The following is a 20,676-nucleotide window of genomic DNA, read 5'->3' as shown; positions in this document are numbered from 1 at the left end:
GGGCCTGTTACGCCCCTTCCTTCAGCACCCGCGAGATCAGCCTGCGCTGTTCCTCCGTCAGCCGGGGGTCCGCGCAGTACACCGTGGTGTCGTCCACCGTGATCGTGTAGCTGAAGCCGTCGGGCACCCCTATCGGCGGTGTGCTCCGGCCGGCGGCCATCGCCTTCTCGGCGAGGGCGTGCCACTCGTGGGCATCGGACCGGCCCGCCGTGTCCACCTCGGCGTGCCGGTCGATGCCGGCGAATCCGCCCGTGCGCGCTACGTGAATACGCATGGGTCCCTGTCTACTCCAACCCGCGCCTACTGGGTAGGAACGCCGACCTGTTCCCAGGCCTTGAGCACCGACTGGTACTCCTCGCCGCCGCCGTAGCGGGCCTGCGCCGCCTTCACCGTCGCCTTGGCGAAGTCGGGGAAGAGGCAGTCCTCCTTGAGGCCGCCCGCGGTCAGCGTGTCGTACCAGATCTGCCCGGCCCGCTCCCACGCGTGCCCGCCGAGCGACTCGGCCAGGATGTAGAACGCGTGGTTGGGGATGCCGGAGTTGATGTGCACGCCGCCGTTGTCACGGCCCGTCTTCACGTAGTGGTCCATGTCGGCCGGCTGCGGGTCCTTGCCGAGGACGTCGTCGTCGTACGCCGTGCCCGGGGCCTTCATGGAGCGCAGGGCGACACCGGTGACGCGCGGCGCGAGCAGCCCGGCGCCGATCAGCCAGTCGGCCTCGGACGCGGTCTGGCCCAGCGTGTGCTGCTTGATCAGCGAGCCGAAGACGTCCGCCATCGACTCGTTGAGGGCGCCGGGCTGGCCGAAGTACGTGAAGTTCGTCGTGTACTGGACGACGCCGTGGGTCAGCTCGTGGCCGATGACGTCGACGGGGATGGTGAAGTCGAGGAAGAGCTCGCCGTCGCCGTCGCCGAACACCATCTGTTCGCCGTTCCAGAACGCGTTCCCGTAGTCCTCGGAGTAGTGCACCGTCGCGTTCAGCGGCAGACCGTCGCCGTCGATCGAGTAGCGGGAGAACTTCTCCAGGAAGAGTTCGAACGTCGCGCCGAGCCCCGCGTACGCGCGGTTGACGGTCGCGTCCTTGCCCGGCTTGTCCCCCTCGCCGCGCACCTTCCGCCCCGGCAGCTCCGTGCGGTGCCGGGCGTCGTAGATGGTGCGGTGCGGCTTCTGGCCCTCCAGGCCCGCGGGCGGGGCGACGGAGGGCGCGCCGATGACGGTCGTCATCCGGCGGTGCGTGCGCTCGAAGGCGTCGCGCTCCAGGGAGCGGCGGGCGCGGGCGGCGATCGCGGAGTCCTCGCTGCGAGCTGCTTTGTCGAGGACGTGGGGCGGCACGATGGTGCAGAAAACGGGCTCGAACCCCGCTGGGTTCCCCGTGGTTTTCGCGGTCATGCGAGGCAATGTGGCACTGGGTCATGCCGCTGTCACTACCTGCCACCATGATTAACGAAATAGAGGTATTGATCACCTCTTACCCGTTACCTGTCCACGGTCCCGCATACTGATACGGGCCTTCGCGAACGACGAGACTCGACTAAGGTGCGGTGCATCATGCGTTTCGGGCTGCTTCTCCTTAGCTGCCGCGGCGAGGGCCTGTAGACAAGGCCGGCTCCCTCCCCGCGGAGTTTGGTGTTGCGCCGTCGGCCGCCTTCAAGGCCACCTCCGAGGAGCCCACGCATCATGGCAAACCGCCAGCAGCCCAGTTCCATGCCGATCCACAAGTACGGCCAGTACGACCAGGTCGACATCCCGGACCGCACGTGGCCCGGCAAGCGCATCACCACCGCCCCCCGCTGGCTCTCCACCGACCTGCGTGACGGCAACCAGGCGCTGATCGACCCGATGTCGCCCGCCCGCAAGCGCGCGATGTTCGACCTGCTGGTCAAGATGGGCTACAAGGAGATCGAGGTCGGCTTCCCCGCGTCGGGGCAGACGGACTTCGACTTCGTACGCTCGATCATCGAGGACCCGGCCGCGATCCCGGACGACGTCACGATCTCCGTGCTGACCCAGGCCCGTGAGGACCTGATCGAGCGGACCGTGGAGTCCCTGAAGGGCGCCAAGAACGCCACGGTCCACCTCTACAACGCCACGGCGCCGGTCTTCCGCCGCGTCGTCTTCCGCGGCTCCAAGGAAGAGATCAAGCAGATCGCCGTCGACGGCACCCGCCTGGTCATGAAGTACGCGGAGAAGCTGCTGGGCCCGGAGACGAAGTTCGGCTACCAGTACAGCCCCGAGATCTTCACGGACACCGAGCTGGAGTTCGCCCTGGAGGTCTGTGAGGCCGTCATGGACGTCTACCAGCCGGGCCCGGACCGCGAGATCATCCTCAACCTGCCCGCCACGGTGGAGCGTTCGACGCCGTCCACGCACGCGGACCGCTTCGAGTGGATGTCGCGCAACCTGTCGCGCCGCGAGTACGTCTGCCTGTCCATCCACCCGCACAACGACCGCGGCACCGCCGTCGCCGCCGCCGAGCTGGGCGTCATGGCGGGCGGCGACCGCGTCGAGGGCTGCCTGTTCGGGCAGGGCGAGCGCACCGGCAACGTCGACCTGGTCACCCTGGGCATGAACCTGTTCTCGCAGGGCGTCGACCCGCAGATCGACTTCTCCGACATCGACGAGATCCGTCGCACGTGGGAGTACTGCAACCAGATGGAGGTCCACCCGCGCCACCCGTACGTGGGCGACCTGGTCTACACGTCCTTCTCCGGCTCCCACCAGGACGCCATCAAGAAGGGCTTCGACGCCATGGAGGCCGACGCCAAGGCCAAGGGCGTCACCGTCGACGACATCGAGTGGGCCGTCCCGTACCTGCCGATCGACCCGAAGGACGTCGGCCGCTCCTACGAGGCCGTCATCCGCGTCAACTCGCAGTCCGGCAAGGGCGGCATCGCGTACGTCCTGAAGGACGGCCACAACCTGGACCTGCCGCGCCGTATGCAGGTCGAGTTCTCCAAGGTCATCCAGCAGAAGACGGACGCCGAGGGCGGCGAGGTCACGCCGAAGGACATCTGGGCCGTCTTCCAGGACGAGTACCTGCCCAACCCGTCCAACCCGTGGGGCCGCATCCAGGTCAAGACGGGCCAGACCACGACCGACACGGACGGCGTGGACACGCTGACCGTCGAGGCCGAGGTGGACGGCGTCGAGCAGGTACTGGTCGGCACCGGCAACGGCCCGATCTCCGCCTTCTTCCACGCCCTGCAGGGCATCGGCATCGACGCCCGGCTGCTGGACTACCAGGAGCACACGATGAGCGAGGGCGCCTCCGCGGTCGCCGCCTCGTACATCGAGGTCGCCATCGAGGACAAGGTTCTGTGGGGCATCGGCACCGATGCGAACACGACACGTGCCTCGCTGAAGGCGGTCGTCTCCGCGGTCAACCGCGCGAGCCGCTGAGGCAGTTGATCTGCGGTTTTCCGGCCCCGCGCACCTTTTGTGGGTGTGCGGGGCCGCGTCGCATCCAGGCCAGGAACGACAAGTTCCGTGACCTCGGCGTGACCAAGGTACTGACGCCGCATCAACAATGTGGCTAACATCACGCCAACGCCGCGATGATGCGGCGCCACGACGGGAGGTGTGCGACGTGCTGCCGAATCATGGACGCATGGGACTGACCGGGCTCTCGCGGGTGTTCGGGGTGCACACCATATGGACCACCGTGGGTGACGGCGAGTTCTTCTGTCCTGGCTGCGGCGGCGATCGCAACTATCAGCGGCGGACCGGGAAGCGCCGCCTTGTGCTGCTCGGTGTGCCCGTCGTGCCGCGCGGACAGGACGGCCCGGTCGTCGAATGCGCGGCCTGCGAGGGCCGGTTCGGCACGGACGCGCTCGACCACCCGACCACGCACCGCTTCTCGGCGATGCTGCGGGACGCCGTGCACACGGTGGTCCTTGCGGTCCTCGCGGGCGGCGGAACGTCCGCGCCGGCGCTCGAATGCGCGGTGGGCACGCTGCGGGACGCCGGGTTCGAGAACACCTCCGAGGAACAACTCGCCGCGCTCGTCGATGCGTTGGTCACCGACGCGGGGCGGGTCGCCGAGCAGTGCGGGGCGGGGGCCGGGCTCGCCATAGAGCTGCACGAGGCGCTTGACCCGCTGGCGCAGCATCTCGCTCCGGCGGGGCGGGAGTCGATCCTGCTGCAAGGGGCGCGGATCGCGCTCGCGGACGGGATGTACGCGGCGGGGGAGCGGGACGTGCTCGGCACGGTGGGCGCGGCGCTGACCTTGTGCACGGATGAGGTCGGCGAGTTGTTGGTTGCGGCGGCGCGGACGCCCAGCTGAGGCGGGGCTACGTCTCGGGGCGCTGCCCCGGACCCCGCTGCTCAATCGCCGCAGGGGCTTGAAATACGGACTTCCGCTGTCGGGTCCCGTTGATACTCCCCAGGGAGTAGTGGGCCGCCTCTGACGCCCCCCGCAGTACCCCCCAAGTCGGTCCCTCGGTCGACGTATCGGGCCCCTCCGGGTCGGAATCTGGACGCATCGGATTTCGGGACCTGAGAGGGGTCAAGTCATGAGGCGGATCGCGGTTGCCTGGGGGGTGCTCGCGTTGTGGGTCGCCGTGCTCGCCCTCGCGGGGCCGTTCGCGGGCAAGCTCGGCGACGTACAGCACAACCGGGCCGTCGACTACCTGCCCGCGAGCGCCGACTCGACGCAGGTCGCGAAGATCCAGGAGCGGCTGCCGGGCGGCGAGACCACCGAGCTGGTGCTCGTGTACCACCGGGACGGCGGGCTCGGCGCGGCCGATCGCGCGGCCGCCGCGGAGCAAGTGGCGGACATCGACCGGGAGTTGAATCTCGTACGGGCGCCCGAAGCGGTGCCGTCCAAGAGTGGTGACACGGTGATGTATCCCGTCGCCAGCACAGGGCCCGGTACGGACGAGAAGGCCCGCGACGCGTTCGTGAACGACGTGCGGGACATCGCGCACGACACCGGCGGGATGGGCGTCGACGTCGGCGGGCCCGGGGCGCTGGCCACCGACGCGTCCGAGGTGTACCAGTCGCTCGACGGGCCACTGCTCTACACCACCGTCGCCGTCGTCGCGCTGCTGCTGATCCTGATCTACCGCAGCCCGTTCCTGTGGCTCGTGCCGCTCGCCGTCGCCGGGGTCGCCGACTTCCTGTCGATGGGCGTCGCGTACGGCCTCAACCAGGCCTTCGGGACGACGATCAGCGGGCAGAGCCAGGGCGTGATGACGATCCTCGTGTTCGGCGCGGGGACCGACTACGCGCTGCTGATCGTGTCGCGGTACCGGGAGGAGCTGCGCAGGTTCGAGCGGCCGTACGACGCCATGAGCGCGGCCCTGCGCGGCTGCGGGCCCGCCGTGCTCGCCTCCTCCGCGACCGTCGCCGCCGGACTGCTGTGCCTGCTCGCCGCCGACCTCAACTCCAGCCGCGGCATGGGCCCGTTGGGTGCCGTCGGCGTGCTGTGCGCGCTCGTCGCCATGCTGACGCTGCTGCCGGCCGTGCTCGTGCTGCTCGGGCGGCGGGTGTTCTGGCCGCTGGTCCCCGCGTTCGGCTCGCGGCCGAAGCAGCGCAGGTCGCTGTTCACGGCGATGGGCTCGTCGGCGGGGCGCAGGCCGCGCACCGTCCTCGGCGTCGGGGCGGTGCTGCTCGGGGCGCTCGCGCTCGGCTCGTTCGCGCTGCCCGGCAGCCTCAAGCAGGAGGACTCCTTCACCGACCGGCCGGACTCGATCGTCGCGATGCGGATCCTCGCCGCCGCCTACCCGGAGGCCAGCAGCCAGCCGATCACCGTCATCGCGCCCACCGGCAGGGCCGCCGGCGCCCTCGCGACCGCACGCGGCACCGACGGCGTCACCGAGGCCACGCGCGGGCGCAGCGGCGGCGGCTGGACCGAGATCGACGTCGTCGCCAAGGCCGTCCCGCAGACCGCCGCCGAGACCGCCACCATCGAGGCGCTGCGCGACGGACTCGACGGGCAGGGCTCCTACGTCGGCGGGCCGAGCGCCGAGCAGCTCGACCTGAAGGACACCAACGCCCGCGACCGGCTCGTCGTCGTGCCGATCGTGCTCGCCGCCGTGCTGCTGATCCTGGTCGTCCTGCTGCGCAGCCTGGTCGCGCCGCTGCTGCTGCTCGCCGCCGTGGTCGCCGTATGGGGAGCGGCCCTCGGCATCGGCGGGCTCGTCTTCGGGCCGCTGTTCGGCTTCGAGGGCACCGACCCCGGGCTCGGGCTGCTGTCCTTCGTGTTCCTCGTCGCCCTCGGTGTGGACTACGGGATCTTCCTGATGCACCGGATGCGCGAGGAGGTGCTCGGCGGGGCGCCGACCGGGGCCGCGGCGCTCACCGCGCTGCGGACGACCGGGGCGGTGATCGCGTCGGCGGGCCTGGTGCTCGCGGCCACGTTCGCCGTGCTCACCAGCATGCCGCTGGTCCAACTCGTCGAGCTGGGCTTCGTGATCGCGATCGGCGTGCTGCTCGACACCTTCCTCGTACGGACGTACCTCGTGACGTCGGCGTCCTACGCGCTCGGCCGGAAGGTGTGGTGGCCAGGGCCGTTGTCCCGAAGGCCCGCGGCGCCCGCCGCGCCGCCCGCCGAGGAACCCGCCCTCACCCGCACCCCCTGAACGCACATCAGGGCGCCCCTCCCTCCCGGAGGGGCGCCTTCCTGACGGAAGATGAACCGGTGGACGTCCAACGACTGCTCCTGTTGCCCGGGGTGACCCCGGGGCCCGCGCGTCCGGCCGGACCGCCGGACCCCGGCCGGGTGCTCCGCCAGGACGCGGTGCTCGCCGCGCTGCTTGCGGCCGGTGCCGCGGCGCTGGCGCTCTCCGTGCGGTCGGACGGCCGCCAACCAGACGCGGTGGGCTGGGCGTTGCTGCTCGCCGCGCACGTCCCCGCCATCTGGCGGCGCCGCGCCCCGCTCCGCTCGCTCTTCGGCGTGGCCGCCTTCGTCGTTCCGTACCACGCGATGGGCTTCACCGACTCGGCGCCGGTGGCCGTCTCCCTGGTCGCCCTGTTCACCGTCGCCCGGACGGGGCGGCCGCTGCGGTCCGTGCTGGTCGGCTCCGCCGTCATCGGGCTGATGGTCCTCGTGAAGTTCAGCCACGGCATGGCCGAGGGGGCGCAGGCGCTGCGGGTCTCCGGCTGGATCGTCACCGTCGTCCTGTTCGGTGTGTACGTGCGGGTGCACCGGCAGTACCTCGCCTCCGTCGTCGAGCGGGCCGAGCGGGCGGAGCGGACGCGGGAGGAGGAGGCGCGGCGGCGGGTCGCGGAGGAGCGGTTGCGGGTGGCCCGCGATCTGCACGATCTGCTCGCGCACAGCATCACGTTGGTGGGGGTGCAGACGTCCGTCGCGGCGCACGTCCTGAGCGCGGACCCCGAGCGGCTAGACCGGGCCGCCGTCGCCAAGGCGCTCGACGACATCGCGGACACGTGCCGGTCGGCGCGCGGGGAGCTGCGCGCCACGCTGGAGGTGCTGCGGTCGTCGCCGGACGAGGCGCGGGAGCCGCTGCCCGGCGTGGACGGGATACCGGAGCTGGCGGAGGCGGCGCGGACGTCGGGGGTGTCGGTGCGGTGCGAACTGGAGGCGCCCGAGGTGCCGGCGGCGGTGGGGGCGGCGGCGTACCGGATCGTTCAGGAGGCGTTGACCAACGCGGTGCGGCACGGTGGGGCGGACCTGTCGGTGCGGGTCGCGCTGCGCGCGGTTCCGGGGGCGGTGGAGGTTTCCGTGGTGGACGACGGGGTGGGTACGGGTTCGGGTACGGCGGAGCCGGGGTTCGGGTTGGTGGGGATGCGGGAGCGGGTGCGGAGCGTGGGGGGTGTGCTGGAGGCGGGGCCGCGGACCGGGGGCGGCGGGTTCGAGGTCCGGGCCAGCTTGCCGTTGACGTCGTCGGGTGTTGAGCGCGCCCAACCGGCGTTGCGGCCTCGGGGCTCTGCCCCGGACCCCGCTGCTCAATCGCCGCAGGGGCTTGATCTTGAAGGGAGCGGTCGGTGACGGCTGTTCGGGTCGTGCTCGCCGATGATCAGGCGCTGGTGCGGGCCGCCTTCGCCATGCTGGTCGAGTCCGCCGCCGACATGGATGTGGTGGGGCAGGCCGGGACCGGGCGGGAGGCCGTCGCGTTGGCCCGGGAGGGCAGGGCCGATGTCGTGGTCATGGACATCCGGATGCCCGAGCTCGACGGGATCGAGGCGACCCGGCTGCTCGCCGCCGACGAGGACCTGGCCGGGGTGAAGGTGCTGGTGCTGACCACGTACGACACCGACGAGCACGTGGTCGAGGCCTTGCGCGCCGGGGCCTCCGGGTTCCTCGTGAAGGACACCAGGCCCGCCGAACTCCTCGACGCCATCCGGGTCGTGGCCGCGGGCGACTCGCTGCTGTCGCCGGGCCCGACCGCCCGGCTCATCGCCCGGGTGCTGCGCGCCCCCGAGGCGCCCGCGCCGTCGTCGGCCGACGCCCTGGGGCAGCTGTCGGAGCGCGAGCGCCAGGTGCTGGCGCTCGTCGCGCGGGGGCTCAACAACACGGAGGTCGCGGAGGCCCTCGGGCTCAGCCCGCTCACCGCCAAGACCCACGTCAGCCGGATCATGGGCAAGCTGGCGGCCCGGGACCGGGCGCAACTGGTGATCGCCGCGTACGAGTCGGGGCTCGTGGCCCCGTCCCGCCAGGGCGACAGACCCTAGGAGCCGTGCGCCGTCGGGTGCAGTGGCTCGTACAGGCCCAGTTCGCCGCCGCCCGGCAGGCGCAGCGATGTGAGGCGGCCCCAGCGCAGGTCCTGGACGGGGGACGTGAACTCGACGCCCTTGGCGGTCAGTTCGGTGATCGTGCGGTCCACGTCGTCGCACATCAGCGTCAGCTCGTGCTTGGGCGGGCCGTCCGTCGGGTGCACCGCGATCTCGGCGGGCGGCGCCGCGAAGATCAGCCAGCCGCCCCCGGCGTCGACGTGCGGGAAGCCGAGGACGTCCCGCAGGAAGGCGCGGTCGGCGTCCGCGGCGGTGGAGTAGAGGATCGTGTGCGCGCCTGTGATCATGCGGGCGAGCGTAGTGGGGCGGGGGCGCCGTCAGCCGGTGTCGACACCGGCTTCCGTGGCCAGGCTGTAGGCGATGCCGTCCGCGGTCTCCATCCCCAGGCCCGCCGCGTACTGCGCCTCGTAGGCGCTGTCGCCGACGGATTCCCGGATGCGGCGCTCGGTGCTGTTGCGGGTGGCCACCAGTTCGGGTGAGCCCAACTGGGGACGGCCGAGGCCCTCCCACATGCGCTGGCCGATGCCGAGCAGCCGTGCGGCGCGGTGGGAAGTGCCGAGCGTGCTCAGCGAGGAGGCCAGGGCGTCGACCGCCAGAGCGACGCCGACACGGTCGCGGAACCGGGACTTGCCCGCGATGGTGGCCAGCGCCTGCCGCGCCGCCTCGTCGGGGCGGCCCTGGCCGTTGGCGGCGAGGGCCGCCGCCCAGCTGGCCCAGGTGTGCGACCACCGCTCGCCCCGCCGGCCGCACTCCTCCTCCAGCCTGCGCGCCACCACGGCGGCCTCCGTGAACTCGCCGGACAGGACGTGCACGAGCGCGCGTCCGGCCGTCGTCAGACACCAGGCCGAGTCGTAGGGGCCGGTGTAGCCGCGCAGGTCGGGTGCCGCGTCGATGACATCGGCGGCCTCCCGCAGCCGCCCCATCAGACACAGCGAGGTGCTCTCCAGGTAGGCCACCGCCATCACCTGGGCCGGCGACGGGTCCGGCTGCGTCAGATCGCGGAACCTCCCCGCCAACTTCAGGCCCGTCTCCGTGTCGCCCTGCGAGAGCGCCGCCGTCGCGCAGCCCCACAGGCCGAGCAGGTACTCGGGGCCCGGCCGCTCCGACAGGGCGAGCGCCGCCTCCGCGTACCGGCGGCCCTCGCGGGCGAACCCGCAGGGGAACCAGAGGATCCACAGGTGCCCGCAGAGCTGCTGCGCGGCCGGTCCCTCGCGGGTCTCCAGGCAGAAGTCCAGCGCCGTACGGAAGTTGGGGTGGTCGGTGACGAGGCGCTCGTACCACTGCTCCTGCTCGCGGCCCATCCAGCCCGCGTCGGCCCGCCGCGCGAGCTCCAGGTGGAAGTCCCGGTGCCTGCGCCGCGCGCCCGTCGCCTCCTCGGGGCCGAGCTGCTCCAGCCACGAGGCCCCGAACTCGCGGACCGTGTCGAGCATGTCGTAGCGCCCGCCGGGCCTGCGCCGCACCAGTGACTTGGCCACGAGGCCTTCGAGGGCCCCGGACACCTCGGTCTCGCGCAGCGGTCCGCCGCGGCCCACTGCCCGCGCGCCCGCCGGGTCGAAGCCGCCGGTGAACACGGAGAGGCGGGCCCACAGCAGCCGTTCGAGCGGCGTGCACAGTTCGTGGCTCCAGCCGATGGTGGCGCGCAGCGTGCGATGGCGTGGGGGACCGGTGTGGCCCTCCGCGGCGGTCAGCGCGTCCAGGCGGTCGCCGAGCAGCGAGCCGAGCCGCTCCAGGGGGAGTTCGGTGAGCCGGGCCGCCGCCAGTTCGATCGCCAGCGGGATGCCGTCGAGGTGCCGGCAGACGGCCTCGGCGACGTCCCGCTCGGCGGGCCCGAGCCGGAAGCCGGGGGCCGCGAGCGCCGCCCGGTCGGCGAAGAGCGCGACCGCGTCGCCTGGCCGCCCCGCGTCGCCCTCGGCCGTGACGGGCAGCGGCGCGACCGTGAACCGGTGCTCGTCCTCGATCCCCAGCGGCTGCCTGCTCGTCGCCAGGACGCGCAGGCCCGGCGCGACGTCGAGCAGCTTGCGGATCAGGCGGCCGCAGTCCGCCAGCAGGTGCTCGCACGTGTCGAGGACGAGCAGCACCCGCTTGTCGGCGAGCCACTGGGCGACGACGTCGGTGGCGTCCTCGTTCGAGTTGTCGGCGAGCCGCAGCTCCTCCAGGAGTACGTTGCCGAGCAGCGTCGGGTCGCGCAGCGGGGAGAGCGGCACGAAGCACACGGCGTCCGCGAGGCGCGGTCCTGTGCGCAGGGCCAGGCGCGCGGCGAGCCGTGTCTTGCCGACGCCGCCGACGCCGGTGAGCGTGAGCAGCCGATGGTCGCTCAGCTCCTGCTCCAGGTAGGCGAGTTCGGCCTCACGGCCGATGAACTGGGTGGCCTCGACGGGCAGGTTCTCCACGGTCACAGTCTGCTCCGCCCGGGGGCCGGACTCGCGGGAATCCGATGAGCTGAGCGCCTACAGGGCGGCCGACCCCGGATACCGGACGGAATGCGACGGAGAGTGACCAATTCCGGTCCGCTCCTGTCCGGTGCGGGTCAACGGCGCGTGCGGGGCGGTGCGGTGGGTCATAGTGGGCCGTTCACTCACGCGGGGCGGGCGGAGCGGCGAGGTCGGGAAATGCTACGTAGGCGATGGGGAGCCCACATGCCGTGCGGTGCCCTCCTCGGCCTGTGCACGGTGCTCGCGGCCTGCGCCGGCGCCTGGCATCCCGCCCATCCGGCGGTATCGGTGCTGCTCATCGGGCCGGTCCTGGCCTGCGCCCGGCTCGGCGTGCGGGCCACGCTCGGCACGGCGGCCTGGGCCCTGGCCCTCGCCGTGGCGGTGGGCGTCGTCCGGCGTGCGGACGCGGGGCCGCAGCTCGTGGTCGAGTACCTGGTGCTGCTCGTCGGCTGCCTCGCCGCGGTCCGCATCGCCCGGGTGTCCGCGGCCCGTTCGACCCGCCTGCGCCAGCTCGGGGCCGTCGCGCAGGCGACCCAGGCGGCGCTCCTGCGCCCGGTCGACGCGCGGTTCGGCGACATCGACGTGCACACCCGCCACCACTGCGCGGTCGCCTCCGCCACGGTCGGCGGCGACGTCTACGCCGTGGCGGACACCCCGTACGGACTGCGGGTGTTCATCGGCGACGTACGAGGGCACGGGCTCGACGCGGTGTGCGTCAACGCGGCGGTCGCCGACGGCTTCCGCGACCTCGCCTACGTCACCGCGGACCTCACGGAACTCGCCGGGCGCCTCGACGCCCGCATCGCCCCCGCGCTCGGCCCGGAGGACTTCGTCACGGCCGTGTTCGCGGAGTTCGCCCCGGGCGAGGTCAGGCTCGTCAACTGCGGGCATCCGCCGCCGCTGCGGATGGGCGCCAGGCCCAAGTTCCTCGACCCGGTGACCTGTTCACTGCCCCTGGGCCTCGGCTGCGCGCCCGCCCAGTCCCGGTACTGGCTGCAGTCCGGCGACCGGCTGCTCCTCTACACGGACGGCCTCGTGGAGGCGCGGGACGGGCAGGGCCGGGAGTTCCCGCTCTTCGAGCGCGCCCACAAGGCCCTGTCCCAGGCCCTGCCGTGGGAGGCACTCGACGAGCTGTACGCGCAGGTGACCGCGCACACCGGCGGACCGCTGCGGGACGACATGGCGATGGTCCTGTGCGAGAGCGGGGTGGCCGGCACCCCGCCCGGCCCCGGTCGCCCGGTGACGGTCAAGCACCGGACAGCGGACGCGAGTTGATGACCGGGCCCAGATCCTTCGCCAGCGCCGTGGCGAGCGCCCGGAAGATCCGCACCTCGGGGTTGTCCTCGTCGGCCCGTGCCGCCAGATAGCTGCTCTCCCACGGGGCGTCGAGCACCGGCACGAACACCGCGCCCGGCCACGCGTAGTACCGCGCGAAGGACCGCAGACCCGACCCCGCGGACCGCCCGGTCACGACGCCCGTCAGCACCTCCTGCGGGGTGAGCGCGCACTCGGTGCTGCGGCGCCGCGCCCGGTCGTCGAAGTACAAGTAGTCGGTGAACGTGTGCGGGGTGTGCCGGGGCACCCGGAAGAACGGCAGGTCGGCCACGTCCGTGACGCCCACACCGGTCGCGCGGGCCGCCGCCAGGGGCGAACCCTCCGGCACCACCACGATCCGCTGCTCCGTGGTGAGCACATCGGCGACGACCCGCTCGTCGTCCGGGCTCGGCCGCACGAACGCGACGTCGACCCGGTCCTCCAGGAGCGCGGTCACATGCTCCGTGAAGTTCAGCTGGCGGATCTCGACCCGCACCTCGGGGCGGGCCCGGCGGTAGGCGTTGATCGCGGCCGGGGTCAGCTCGGCCGAGCCGTGCCCCATGATCCCCACCCGCAGCGGGCGGCCGGTCTCCGGCTCCCGGGCGGTGACCTCGGCCATGTCGTCGAGCGCGGCGTTCGCGGCGGCGAGCAGCACGCGCGCGTGCCCCGCCAGGCGCACCCCGGCGGCGGTCGGCACGACGGGCGTCGCCGTCCGGTCGAGCAGCCGCGCGCCGACCTGGCCCTCCAGGCGTTGCAGGTGCTGGGTGACGGCGGCCGGTGACAGAAACAGCCGGCCGGCGGCCCGCCCGAAGTGCCCTTCTTCGACGACCGCCAGGAACGACGACAGAAGCCGCAGGTCAAGCGCCATACATCCAGCGTAGGCGGAGAGCCGGGCAGGCGGCACGGGCCGTTCACGATTCATGAACGTGCGGTGCGTGCCGTGCGGCGGGGCACGTACCACTGGTGGCATGACCCGACCCGTGACCTCCGCCTCGACCGCGCCGGCGCCCGCCTCCGGACCCACCAGGACTCCGGCCCGAGGCGGCCGGGCCGCCTGGATCATGCTGGCGTCCGGCTGGAGCGCCAACCAGTTCTCGGCGCTGCTCGGCGCCTACCGCGGCAATCTCGGACTGACCGAGTCGACGGTGACCGGGCTGTTCGCCGTGTACGTGGTGGGGCTCATACCGGCGCTCCTCGTGGCGGGCCCGATGGCGGACCGCAGGGGGCGGCGGTCGGTGGCGCTCGCGGCCCTCGCCCTGAACGTCCTCTCCACGCTCCTGCTGATGGCCGGAGGCCTGGGGGCCACGTGGCTGCTGCTGCCGGGCCGCTTCCTGACCGGGGTCAGCGCGGGGGCGCTGCTCGCGGCGGGCAGTGCGTGGATCAAGGAACTCTCCGGTTCGCCGCGCCGCTCGGGCCTCTTCGTCTCGGCGGGCTTCGCGACCGGTGGCCTCGGTGCGGCGCTCATCGCCGAGTGGGCGCCGTGGCCGATGGTGACGGCGTACGTTCCGCATGTGGTGCTGGGCGTGGTGGCGGGCCTCATGGCCGTACGGGAGCCGGAGACGCGGACCGTGCCCGCCGCTGTGACGGTGCCCGTGGGTGGGCACCCCAGCCGGGCCTTCCGCCGCGAGGTCCTGACGGTCGCCCCGTGGATCTTCGCGGCGCCGACCATCGGCTTCGTGACGCTGCCCGGGAGCCTGCACGCGGGGCTGATCTTCACGGGGGTCGCGACGGCCGTGGTCCCCGGGGCGGGGCTGCTGACGGCGCGCCGCGCGGTCGCGTCCCCGGTGCCGGGGCTGCTGACGGTGGCGGTGGGGGCGGCGATGGCTGCGGGGGCGGCGGGGGCCGGGAGCGCGGTGCTGGCGCTGCCGGCGGCGGCGGTCCTCGGGGCGGGGTACGGGCTGACGCTCACGTACGGGCTGACGCGGACGGTGGCGTTGGCTCCGCCGCACCAGTTGGCGGGGTGGACGGCGAGGTTCTGGACGGCGGCGTACGTGGGGATGTTCACGCCGTACGTCATTACGTTGACGTCACGCGTGGCACCGGTACCTGCGGTGCTGGCGGGGGTGGCGGCTCTGGCGGCACTCACGGCGTGGCGGACACCACGGGTATCCGCCGGCCCTCGTCCGACGCCGGGGCCCCGATAACCCGTCGTTGACGCCATCTCCCACCCGCCCGCCCCCTCCGGGGGCTTCGGCCCCGCGGGGTGATGCCTGGCTCGGGGCGTCGTCCTGGCCTCGGTCATGTCTGGGCCGTACGGGGTCCGGCTCGGCCGTGGGGATCCCGCGCCGCAGCCCGCAGCCCGCAGCCCGCCGCGCGGGCGCCGGCCGCTATTCGCCCACGCCATCTCCCACCCACCCGCCCCCTCCGGGGGCTTCGGCCCCGCGGGGTGGCGCCTGGCTCGGGGCGTCGTTCTGGACCCGGTCACGTCCTGGGCCGTACGGGGTCCGGCTTGGCTGTGGGTGACGTCGCGCCGCAGGCCGTCGCGCGGGCGCCGGCCGCTATTCGCCCACGCCTTCTCCCATCCGCCCGCCCCCTCCGGGGGCTTCGGCCCCGCGGGGTGGCCCCTCGCTCAGGTCGTCGCCCTGGCCCCCGTCACGAACGCGGACCACGCCGCCGCGCCGATCACGACGACGTCGCCGTCGACGACCTTGGAGTCCCGTACGGGCACGACACCGGGGACTCCGTCGGCGACTTCGAGGCAGTCACCGCCTTGGCCGTTGCTGTACGTCGACTTGCGCCAACGAGCCGCTCCGGCGAAGTCGTAGGCGACCTCGATGCAGTTACCGCCCCCGCCGTTGCTGTAACTGCTCTTGTGCCAGCGGGCGTTGCTCAGGTCGTAGTCGCGCATCGTCTGTGGTCCTCCGCCGCCGACTCGATCAGGGCCAGGGCGACCTCCGGCGACAGCGCGGTGCCCCTGAGGAGATCGTATGTGCGTAACGCATGCTTCACCACGGCCGGATCGTCGATGAGCGTCCCCGAATACTCCGTCTCTGTATAGGCAACCGGTGGGGCGTCTTCGAACTCCATAAGCTTGAGCATCCCGCCCATGCAGGGGAACACCCCTGCCGCGTACGGGATCACGACAACCAAGGCCACCCGCCGACGTATCACGTCGGCGATGTGCTCCAACTGCTCAGCGATGGTGTCCGGCCCGCCTACCGGCGTGCGCAGTACGTTCTCGTGCAGCGCCACCCAATACTCGGGCCTTGTAGCGTCCCGGAGGATGTTCGCCCGCTCCCGGCGGGCGGTCACCTTCTCCTCCACGTATTCGTCCGTGACGAACGGGTTCGCCGCGAGTGTGACGGCCCGCGCGTACGTGGCCGTCTGCAGCAGGCCCGGCACCACAATCGGCGCGAACTCACAGATGCGGGTCGCGAGCCGCTCAAGCTCGACCACTTCCGCGAAATACCCCGCGTAGCGATGGTCGTCGATCAGGCCCCGCCACATCCGCTCGAAAATACCGTCGGTTTGCAGCGCCTCATCGATCCTGCGGGCTACATCCAACTGCGGCTTGCGAATTGCCTGTTCGAATTGGCCGATGTAGCCACCGGAAACGAATACCCGTATCCCCAACTCCACTTGGGTCAGCCCCGCGTCCTCGCGGCGCCGCTTCAGCTCGATCCCGAAGAACTCCCACGCCGCCTGGCGCGAACCCTTGGCCATGGCCAACCCCCAAGTGAAGCCCCGCAGTTGTAGTGCGCAGACCTCTCCCCACTCTAGGGACGGCACGTCACCGTGGAGGTGCAAAGCGTGAAATTCAATGAGGCAGGGGAGCCACGTGACGGGACAATCGAAGCACGCCGCGCTGTGCGTGGAGGAAGCCGAGGAAATGGTGGAGACATTGCGAGCCGCACTCGCCGGAGCGGGAATTGTGCTGCCCTCGCTCGGCCTCGATCCCGGGTCAATCGCACGGAGTGCCCCGTGTCCCTTGGTGGAATTGGGGCGTTGTCCGGTTGACGCGGCGGCCCGGCTCGCCGCCGTACTCCTCGCAGGGACGGACGACAGGAGCGCTACGCCATGAAACCGCCGATCGGTTCGTACGCGGTCGACACGAGCACGGGTCAGGTGGGACGAGTGATGGGGCACGAGGGACCGTACGTACAGTTGCGGCCCTTCGGCGGCGGGCGCGAGTGGGACTGCCCGCCGGAGGTGCTGCGCGTGGCGTCGACGACGGAGCGGGTGAGCGCGGCGACGGCGTACGAGAACAGAAGAAGCCGGGGCGAGGTGCCGTAGAGCGGGTGGGAAGTGCCCGGCAGGGGTGGTGCCGGGCACGCGCGTGCCTGGCAGGGTGGCCGCCTCCCACCTGCGTACGAAGGAACGTAACTCCCTCACCCGTTCGAACGACGCACGGTCGATTGCCCGGTCCGGTCGTCCGACTCCCGGCAAAACTCCGACTCATGTCAAGTGACACCAGCAAAAAGGCAGTTGTGCCGGCCCAGCCCCAGTCGCTCCCCTCCTGGTACGGGGAGCTGCTCGGCGACATCAAGCAGACGGTCGACGGTGCGCGCCTGCGCGCCCAGCGGGCCGTGAATACCGAACTCGTCCAGATGTACTGGGAGATCGGGACCCATATCCTGCGGCGGCAGGCCGAAGAGGGCTGGGGGACGAAGGTCGTGGCGCGGCTCGCCGCCGACCTGAAGACGACGTTTCCGAACCAGCGTGGCTTCTCGCGCCGCAACCTCATGTACATGCAGCAGATGGCCCGCACCTGGCCGGAATCAATTGTGCAACAGCCCGTTGCACAATTGCCGTGGGGCCACATCGCCCTCCTCATGAGCCGCACCAAGACCGCTGCCGAGCGCGACTTCTACGTCACCGAAGCCGCCCGTGAGGGCTGGTCGCGCGACCGTCTGGAGCGGTGCCTGGCCCAGGAACTCCACCTCAGGAAGCGCGCCGCCCCCTCCAATTTCACGGCGACCGTCCCGGAGGACGCCGACGTCGTCGAGGAGATCACCAAGGACCCGTACCGCCTCGACTTCCTCACCCTCGACGACGAGCACTCGGAGCGGCAGCTGGAGGACGCGCTGGTCGAACAGATCGTCCGGTTCCTGACCGAGCTGGGCGTCGGGTTCGCCTTCGTGGGCCGCCAGTACCCGCTCGTGCTCGACGGCCGCGAGTACCGGATCGACCTGCTCTTCTACCACCTCAAGCTGCGGCGGTACGTGGTCGTCGAACTCAAGACGAAGGACGCCCGGCCGGAACACTTCGGCATGCTCGGGTTCTACGCGGCCGCCGTCGACGAGCTGGTGCGCGACCCGGCGCTCGACGGCGAGACGCTCGGCATCCTCGTCTGCAAGCGGCACAACAAGGCCGCCTCGCAGCTCGCCATGCGGGCGAGCAACCGCCCCCTCGCCGTCAGCACCTACGCGCTCGGCGGCCTCACCCCGGAGATGCGCGCTCTGCTGCCGACCGAGGAGGACCTGACCCGCGTCGCCCAGGAGGTCCTGAAGGGCTAGGGAGCGGTCGCCCGACGCCGCGTCGACCACGTCAGGATCGTCGAGATCACCACCAGTACCGCGAACGCCCCCGAGACCGTCGCCATCCCCGTCCGCGCGTCCCGCAGGGACGGGCCCGACGCCGTGAAGAAGAGCGTGCCCAGCAGGGCGACGCCGAAGGCGCTCGCTGCCTGTTGGGTCGTGTTGAGCATTGCGGATGCCGAGCCTGCCGTCGAAGGCGTCACCCGTGACAGGGCCGCGCCGATGATCGGTGGCATCAGGAGGCCGTTGCCGAGGCCGGTCAGGAGGAGGGCGGGTGTCAGGGACCACGGGTCGATCGCCCCGTCGGGCACCGTGAGCTGGACCGTCGTCAGGGTCAGGCCCGCCACCACCAGCGCCCCACCCACCACGGGCCACCGCCGCGCCGTGAGGCGCCCGCTGAGCAGCGAACCCGTCGTGAATGCCACCGCCTGCGGGACGAACACCGCGCCGGCCGTCAGCGGGCTCGCGCCCAGGCCCGCCTGGAGCAGCAGCGCGAGCGTGAACATGTACGCGCCGAAGTAGAGCTGGAAGGCGCCCAGGGCCGCGAGCAGCGTGAGATACGGGCGGTTGCCGAAGAGGGTGGGGTTGAGGACCGGGTCCCCGCCGCGTGCCCGGAGCGCTTGCTGCCATCGCCGTGTCGCCCAGGCAGCCGGGGCGGCCGCCGCCAGGCACAGCCACGTCCATGCCGGCCATCCTTCGTCCCGGCCGAGTGTCAGTGGGAGCAGGAGCAGCGCCAGTGTCGCGGTGACTCCCAGCGCGCCGAGTGCGTCGAAACGGCGCCGGGGGCCGGACAGTTGGGCCGGAAGCAGTCGCCATGCTGCGATCGATGCCACCACGCCCACCGGGACGTTCACCAGGAACACCGCCCGCCAGCCGAGGCCGAGCATGTCCGCCTGTAGGAGTACGCCGCCGACGAGCTGACCGGCGATCGATCCGATGCCCGCCACCGCCCCGTTCCAGCCGGTGGCCCGGCCCCGGTGCGCCGCCGGGAAGCGGGCCGTCACGAGCGACAGCACCTGCGGCACCATCACCGCCGCCGAAAGTCCCTGCGCCAGCCGTGCCACTACCAGCTCCCCGGGCCCCTGGGCGAGCCCGCACAGCAGCGACGTCACTGTGAACGCGGCCATTCCCGCCACGAACGTCCGCCGGTAGCCGAACCGGTCCCCGAGCCGGCCGCCCGTGATCAGCCCGGCCGCGTACGCGAACGCGTAGCCGGACACGACCAGTTCCAGCGCCGCGTCGCTCGCCCGCAGGTCCGCGCGGAGCGCCTCGGTGGCGACGTTCACGACGAAGAGGTCGAAGCTCGCCATGAACGTGGCGGTGAGCGCGACCGCGAGCATGCGGCGGTCGGCGGGGGAGGGGCCCGCGGGGGCGGCCTGCGCCGGGCCGGTGTCGATCCGAGTCTCTGCCATGACCCACATCGATATCATCGACATTCAATGTCCATCAAGTGGATGGAGGGGTAATCTCGGGTCCCATGAAGTTGTCGCAGGGCGTCGAGTGGGGCGTGCACTGCTGCGTGCTGCTCGTGCAGGCCGAGCCGGGCGCGGCGGTGCGCCGGGCCACCCTCGCCGGGTACTACGGGCTCCCCGAGGCCTACCTCGCCAAGCACCTCAAGTCCCTGGCCTCGGCGGGTGTGCTGATCGCCACGTCCGGGCCGCGCGGCGGCTTCCGGCTCGGCCGCGACCCGAAGGACATCACGGTGCTCGACGTGGTGGAGGCGGTCGAGGGCTCCGCGCCCGCCTTCGTCTGCGGCGAGATCCGGCAGCGCGGCGCGTGCGCGATCCCGCCCGAGCGGTGCACGGGCCCCTGCGGAGTGGCACAGGTCATGTACGACGCGGACCGGGCCTGGCGGGAGTCGCTGCGGGCCGTGACGGTCGCGGACTTGAGCGCAGGCCTGAGCGACACGGTGCGCTCGCGCGGCCGCGCGTGGCTGGCGGACCCGGCGGCGCCCCTGCCCCCGTTCCCGCAAACCGGCTCCGGCCGTAAGGGACAATGAGTGGCATGAGTCTGATCCGTGACGACGGGGTCGTGCTGCGCACGCAGAAGCTCGGCGAGGCCGACCGCATCATCACGCTGCTCACCCGCAACCACGGACGCGTGCGTGCCGTCGCCCGCGGCGTGCGGCGCACCAAGTCCAAGTTCGGCGCCCGGCTCGAACCCTTCTCCCACGTCGACGTGCAGTTCTTCGCCCGCGGCAGCGAGTTGATCGGGCGCGGGCTCCCGCTGTGCACGCAGAGTGAGACCATCGCCGCGTACGGCGGCGGGATCGTGACGGACTACGCCCGGTACACCGCGGGGACCGCCATGCTGGAGACGGCGGAACGGTTCACCGACCACGAGGGCGAGCCCGCGGTGCAGCAGTACCTGCTCCTCGTCGGCGGCCTGCGCACGCTCTCGCGCGGGGAGCACGCGCCGGGCCTCGTCCTCGACGCCTTCCTGCTCCGCTCCCTCGCGGTCAACGGCTACGCCCCCAGCTTCGGCGACTGCGCCAAGTGCGGAATGCCCGGCCCCAACCGGTTCTTCTCCGTCGGCGCGGGCGGCTCGGTTTGCGTCGACTGCCGGGTACCGGGCAGCGTCGTACCCTCACCGCAGGCCCTGAACCTGCTCGGTGCGCTGCTCACGGGAGACTGGGAGACGGCGGACACGTGCGAGGCACGGTTCGTACGGGAGGGCAACGGGCTGGTGTCGGCCTACCTGCACTGGCACCTGGAGCGCGGACTGCGCTCGCTGCGCTACGTAGAGAAAAGCTAGCGAGAGCT

General features: G+C 72.1%; 19 protein-coding genes. 11 read left to right on the top strand and 8 right to left on the bottom strand.

Annotation, left to right across the window (positions count from 1 at the left end; all coding sequences use genetic code 11):
- Positions 1–7 precede the first annotated feature (7 nt).
- Positions 8–274: a protealysin inhibitor emfourin gene (locus ACFV9W_RS08720; RefSeq protein ID WP_385756970.1), complete on the bottom strand. Its 267-nt coding sequence runs from the start codon at positions 272–274 to the stop codon at positions 8–10.
- Positions 275–300: 26 nt separating this feature from the next.
- Complete coding sequence (locus ACFV9W_RS08715; protein WP_385756969.1) at positions 301–1,386, bottom strand: M4 family metallopeptidase; 1,086 nt, start codon at positions 1,384–1,386, stop codon at positions 301–303.
- A gap of 288 nt (positions 1,387–1,674) precedes the next feature.
- Here ACFV9W_RS08715 and leuA point away from each other — a divergent pair, with 288 nt between their 5' ends.
- From leuA to ACFV9W_RS08690, 5 genes are all read left to right on the top strand, one after another.
- Positions 1,675–3,396 (top strand): 2-isopropylmalate synthase, encoded by a 1,722-nt coding sequence (gene leuA / locus ACFV9W_RS08710; protein WP_385756967.1) that lies wholly within the window; start codon positions 1,675–1,677, stop codon positions 3,394–3,396.
- 187 nt (positions 3,397–3,583) lie between these two features.
- Entirely contained in the window at positions 3,584–4,279 is a 696-nt protein-coding gene (locus tag ACFV9W_RS08705) for a TerB family tellurite resistance protein (protein WP_385756965.1), read from the top strand.
- A gap of 229 nt (positions 4,280–4,508) precedes the next feature.
- A complete protein-coding gene (locus ACFV9W_RS08700; RefSeq protein ID WP_385756963.1) occupies positions 4,509–6,578 on the top strand; it encodes an MMPL family transporter in 2,070 nt (689 codons plus the stop codon).
- A gap of 59 nt (positions 6,579–6,637) precedes the next feature.
- Positions 6,638–7,948, top strand: a complete 1,311-nt coding sequence (locus tag ACFV9W_RS08695) for a sensor histidine kinase (RefSeq protein ID WP_385756961.1) — start codon at positions 6,638–6,640, stop codon at positions 7,946–7,948.
- Positions 7,945–8,631, top strand: coding sequence for a response regulator (locus ACFV9W_RS08690; protein WP_385756959.1), 687 nt, complete (start codon positions 7,945–7,947; stop codon positions 8,629–8,631). Before ACFV9W_RS08695 ends, ACFV9W_RS08690 begins: the two co-directional genes overlap by 4 nt.
- Here the strand turns inward: ACFV9W_RS08690 and ACFV9W_RS08685 are convergent.
- A complete protein-coding gene (locus tag ACFV9W_RS08685) occupies positions 8,628–8,978 on the bottom strand; it encodes a VOC family protein (RefSeq protein WP_385756957.1) in 351 nt (116 codons plus the stop codon). The genes ACFV9W_RS08690 and ACFV9W_RS08685 overlap by 4 nt on opposite strands.
- 30 nt (positions 8,979–9,008) lie before the next feature.
- On the bottom strand, positions 9,009–11,087 hold the full coding sequence (locus ACFV9W_RS08680; RefSeq protein WP_385756955.1) for an ATP-binding protein: 2,079 nt from the start codon (positions 11,085–11,087) through the stop codon (positions 9,009–9,011).
- A 240-nt stretch (positions 11,088–11,327) separates the two neighbouring features.
- Here ACFV9W_RS08680 and ACFV9W_RS08675 point away from each other — a divergent pair, with 240 nt between their 5' ends.
- The gene (locus ACFV9W_RS08675; RefSeq protein WP_385756953.1) at positions 11,328–12,398 is read left to right on the top strand and encodes a PP2C family protein-serine/threonine phosphatase; all 1,071 of its coding nucleotides are present in this window, start codon (positions 11,328–11,330) and stop codon (positions 12,396–12,398) included.
- On the opposite strand, the gene ACFV9W_RS08670 is transcribed toward ACFV9W_RS08675, so the two are convergent.
- Positions 12,370–13,305, bottom strand: coding sequence for a LysR substrate-binding domain-containing protein (locus tag ACFV9W_RS08670; RefSeq protein ID WP_385756951.1), 936 nt, complete (start codon positions 13,303–13,305; stop codon positions 12,370–12,372). The genes ACFV9W_RS08675 and ACFV9W_RS08670 overlap by 29 nt on opposite strands.
- A gap of 100 nt (positions 13,306–13,405) precedes the next feature.
- Here ACFV9W_RS08670 and ACFV9W_RS08665 point away from each other — a divergent pair, with 100 nt between their 5' ends.
- A complete protein-coding gene (locus tag ACFV9W_RS08665; protein ID WP_385756949.1) occupies positions 13,406–14,581 on the top strand; it encodes an MFS transporter in 1,176 nt (391 codons plus the stop codon).
- A 425-nt stretch (positions 14,582–15,006) separates the two neighbouring features.
- Here the strand turns inward: ACFV9W_RS08665 and ACFV9W_RS08660 are convergent, their stop codons facing one another.
- Both ACFV9W_RS08660 and ACFV9W_RS08655 read right to left on the bottom strand, forming a co-directional pair.
- On the bottom strand, positions 15,007–15,285 hold the full coding sequence (locus ACFV9W_RS08660) for a DUF397 domain-containing protein (RefSeq protein WP_385756947.1): 279 nt from the start codon (positions 15,283–15,285) through the stop codon (positions 15,007–15,009).
- Entirely contained in the window at positions 15,267–16,100 is an 834-nt protein-coding gene (locus tag ACFV9W_RS08655; protein WP_385756946.1) for a Scr1 family TA system antitoxin-like transcriptional regulator, read from the bottom strand. Before ACFV9W_RS08655 ends, ACFV9W_RS08660 begins: the two co-directional genes overlap by 19 nt.
- Before the next feature lie 354 nt (positions 16,101–16,454).
- On the opposite strand from ACFV9W_RS08655, the gene ACFV9W_RS08650 reads away from it, so the two are divergent.
- Positions 16,455–16,670: a hypothetical protein gene (locus tag ACFV9W_RS08650; protein ID WP_385756944.1), complete on the top strand. Its 216-nt coding sequence runs from the start codon at positions 16,455–16,457 to the stop codon at positions 16,668–16,670.
- Between the two features lie 164 nt (positions 16,671–16,834).
- On the top strand, positions 16,835–17,893 hold the full coding sequence (locus ACFV9W_RS08645; RefSeq protein ID WP_385756942.1) for a YhcG family protein: 1,059 nt from the start codon (positions 16,835–16,837) through the stop codon (positions 17,891–17,893).
- On the opposite strand, the gene ACFV9W_RS08640 is transcribed toward ACFV9W_RS08645, so the two are convergent.
- Positions 17,890–19,326, bottom strand: coding sequence for an MFS transporter (locus ACFV9W_RS08640; RefSeq protein ID WP_385756939.1), 1,437 nt, complete (start codon positions 19,324–19,326; stop codon positions 17,890–17,892). The genes ACFV9W_RS08645 and ACFV9W_RS08640 overlap by 4 nt on opposite strands.
- A 65-nt stretch (positions 19,327–19,391) precedes the next feature.
- Here ACFV9W_RS08640 and ACFV9W_RS08635 point away from each other — a divergent pair, with 65 nt between their 5' ends.
- Together ACFV9W_RS08635 and recO are read left to right on the top strand one after the other, a co-directional pair.
- A complete protein-coding gene (locus ACFV9W_RS08635) occupies positions 19,392–19,913 on the top strand; it encodes an RrF2 family transcriptional regulator (RefSeq protein WP_385756937.1) in 522 nt (173 codons plus the stop codon).
- Positions 19,914–19,918: 5 nt separating this feature from the next.
- On the top strand, positions 19,919–20,668 hold the full coding sequence (gene recO / locus ACFV9W_RS08630; RefSeq protein ID WP_385756935.1) for a DNA repair protein RecO: 750 nt from the start codon (positions 19,919–19,921) through the stop codon (positions 20,666–20,668).
- The last annotated feature ends 8 nt before the right edge of the window (positions 20,669–20,676 follow it).

It is taken from the genome of Streptomyces sp. NPDC059897 (assembly GCF_042730865.1).
Taxonomy (GTDB): Bacteria; Actinomycetota; Actinomycetes; order Streptomycetales; family Streptomycetaceae; genus Streptomyces.
Note: the sequence above shows the minus strand (reverse complement) of the source record. Positions and strands in the feature narration are given on the sequence as shown.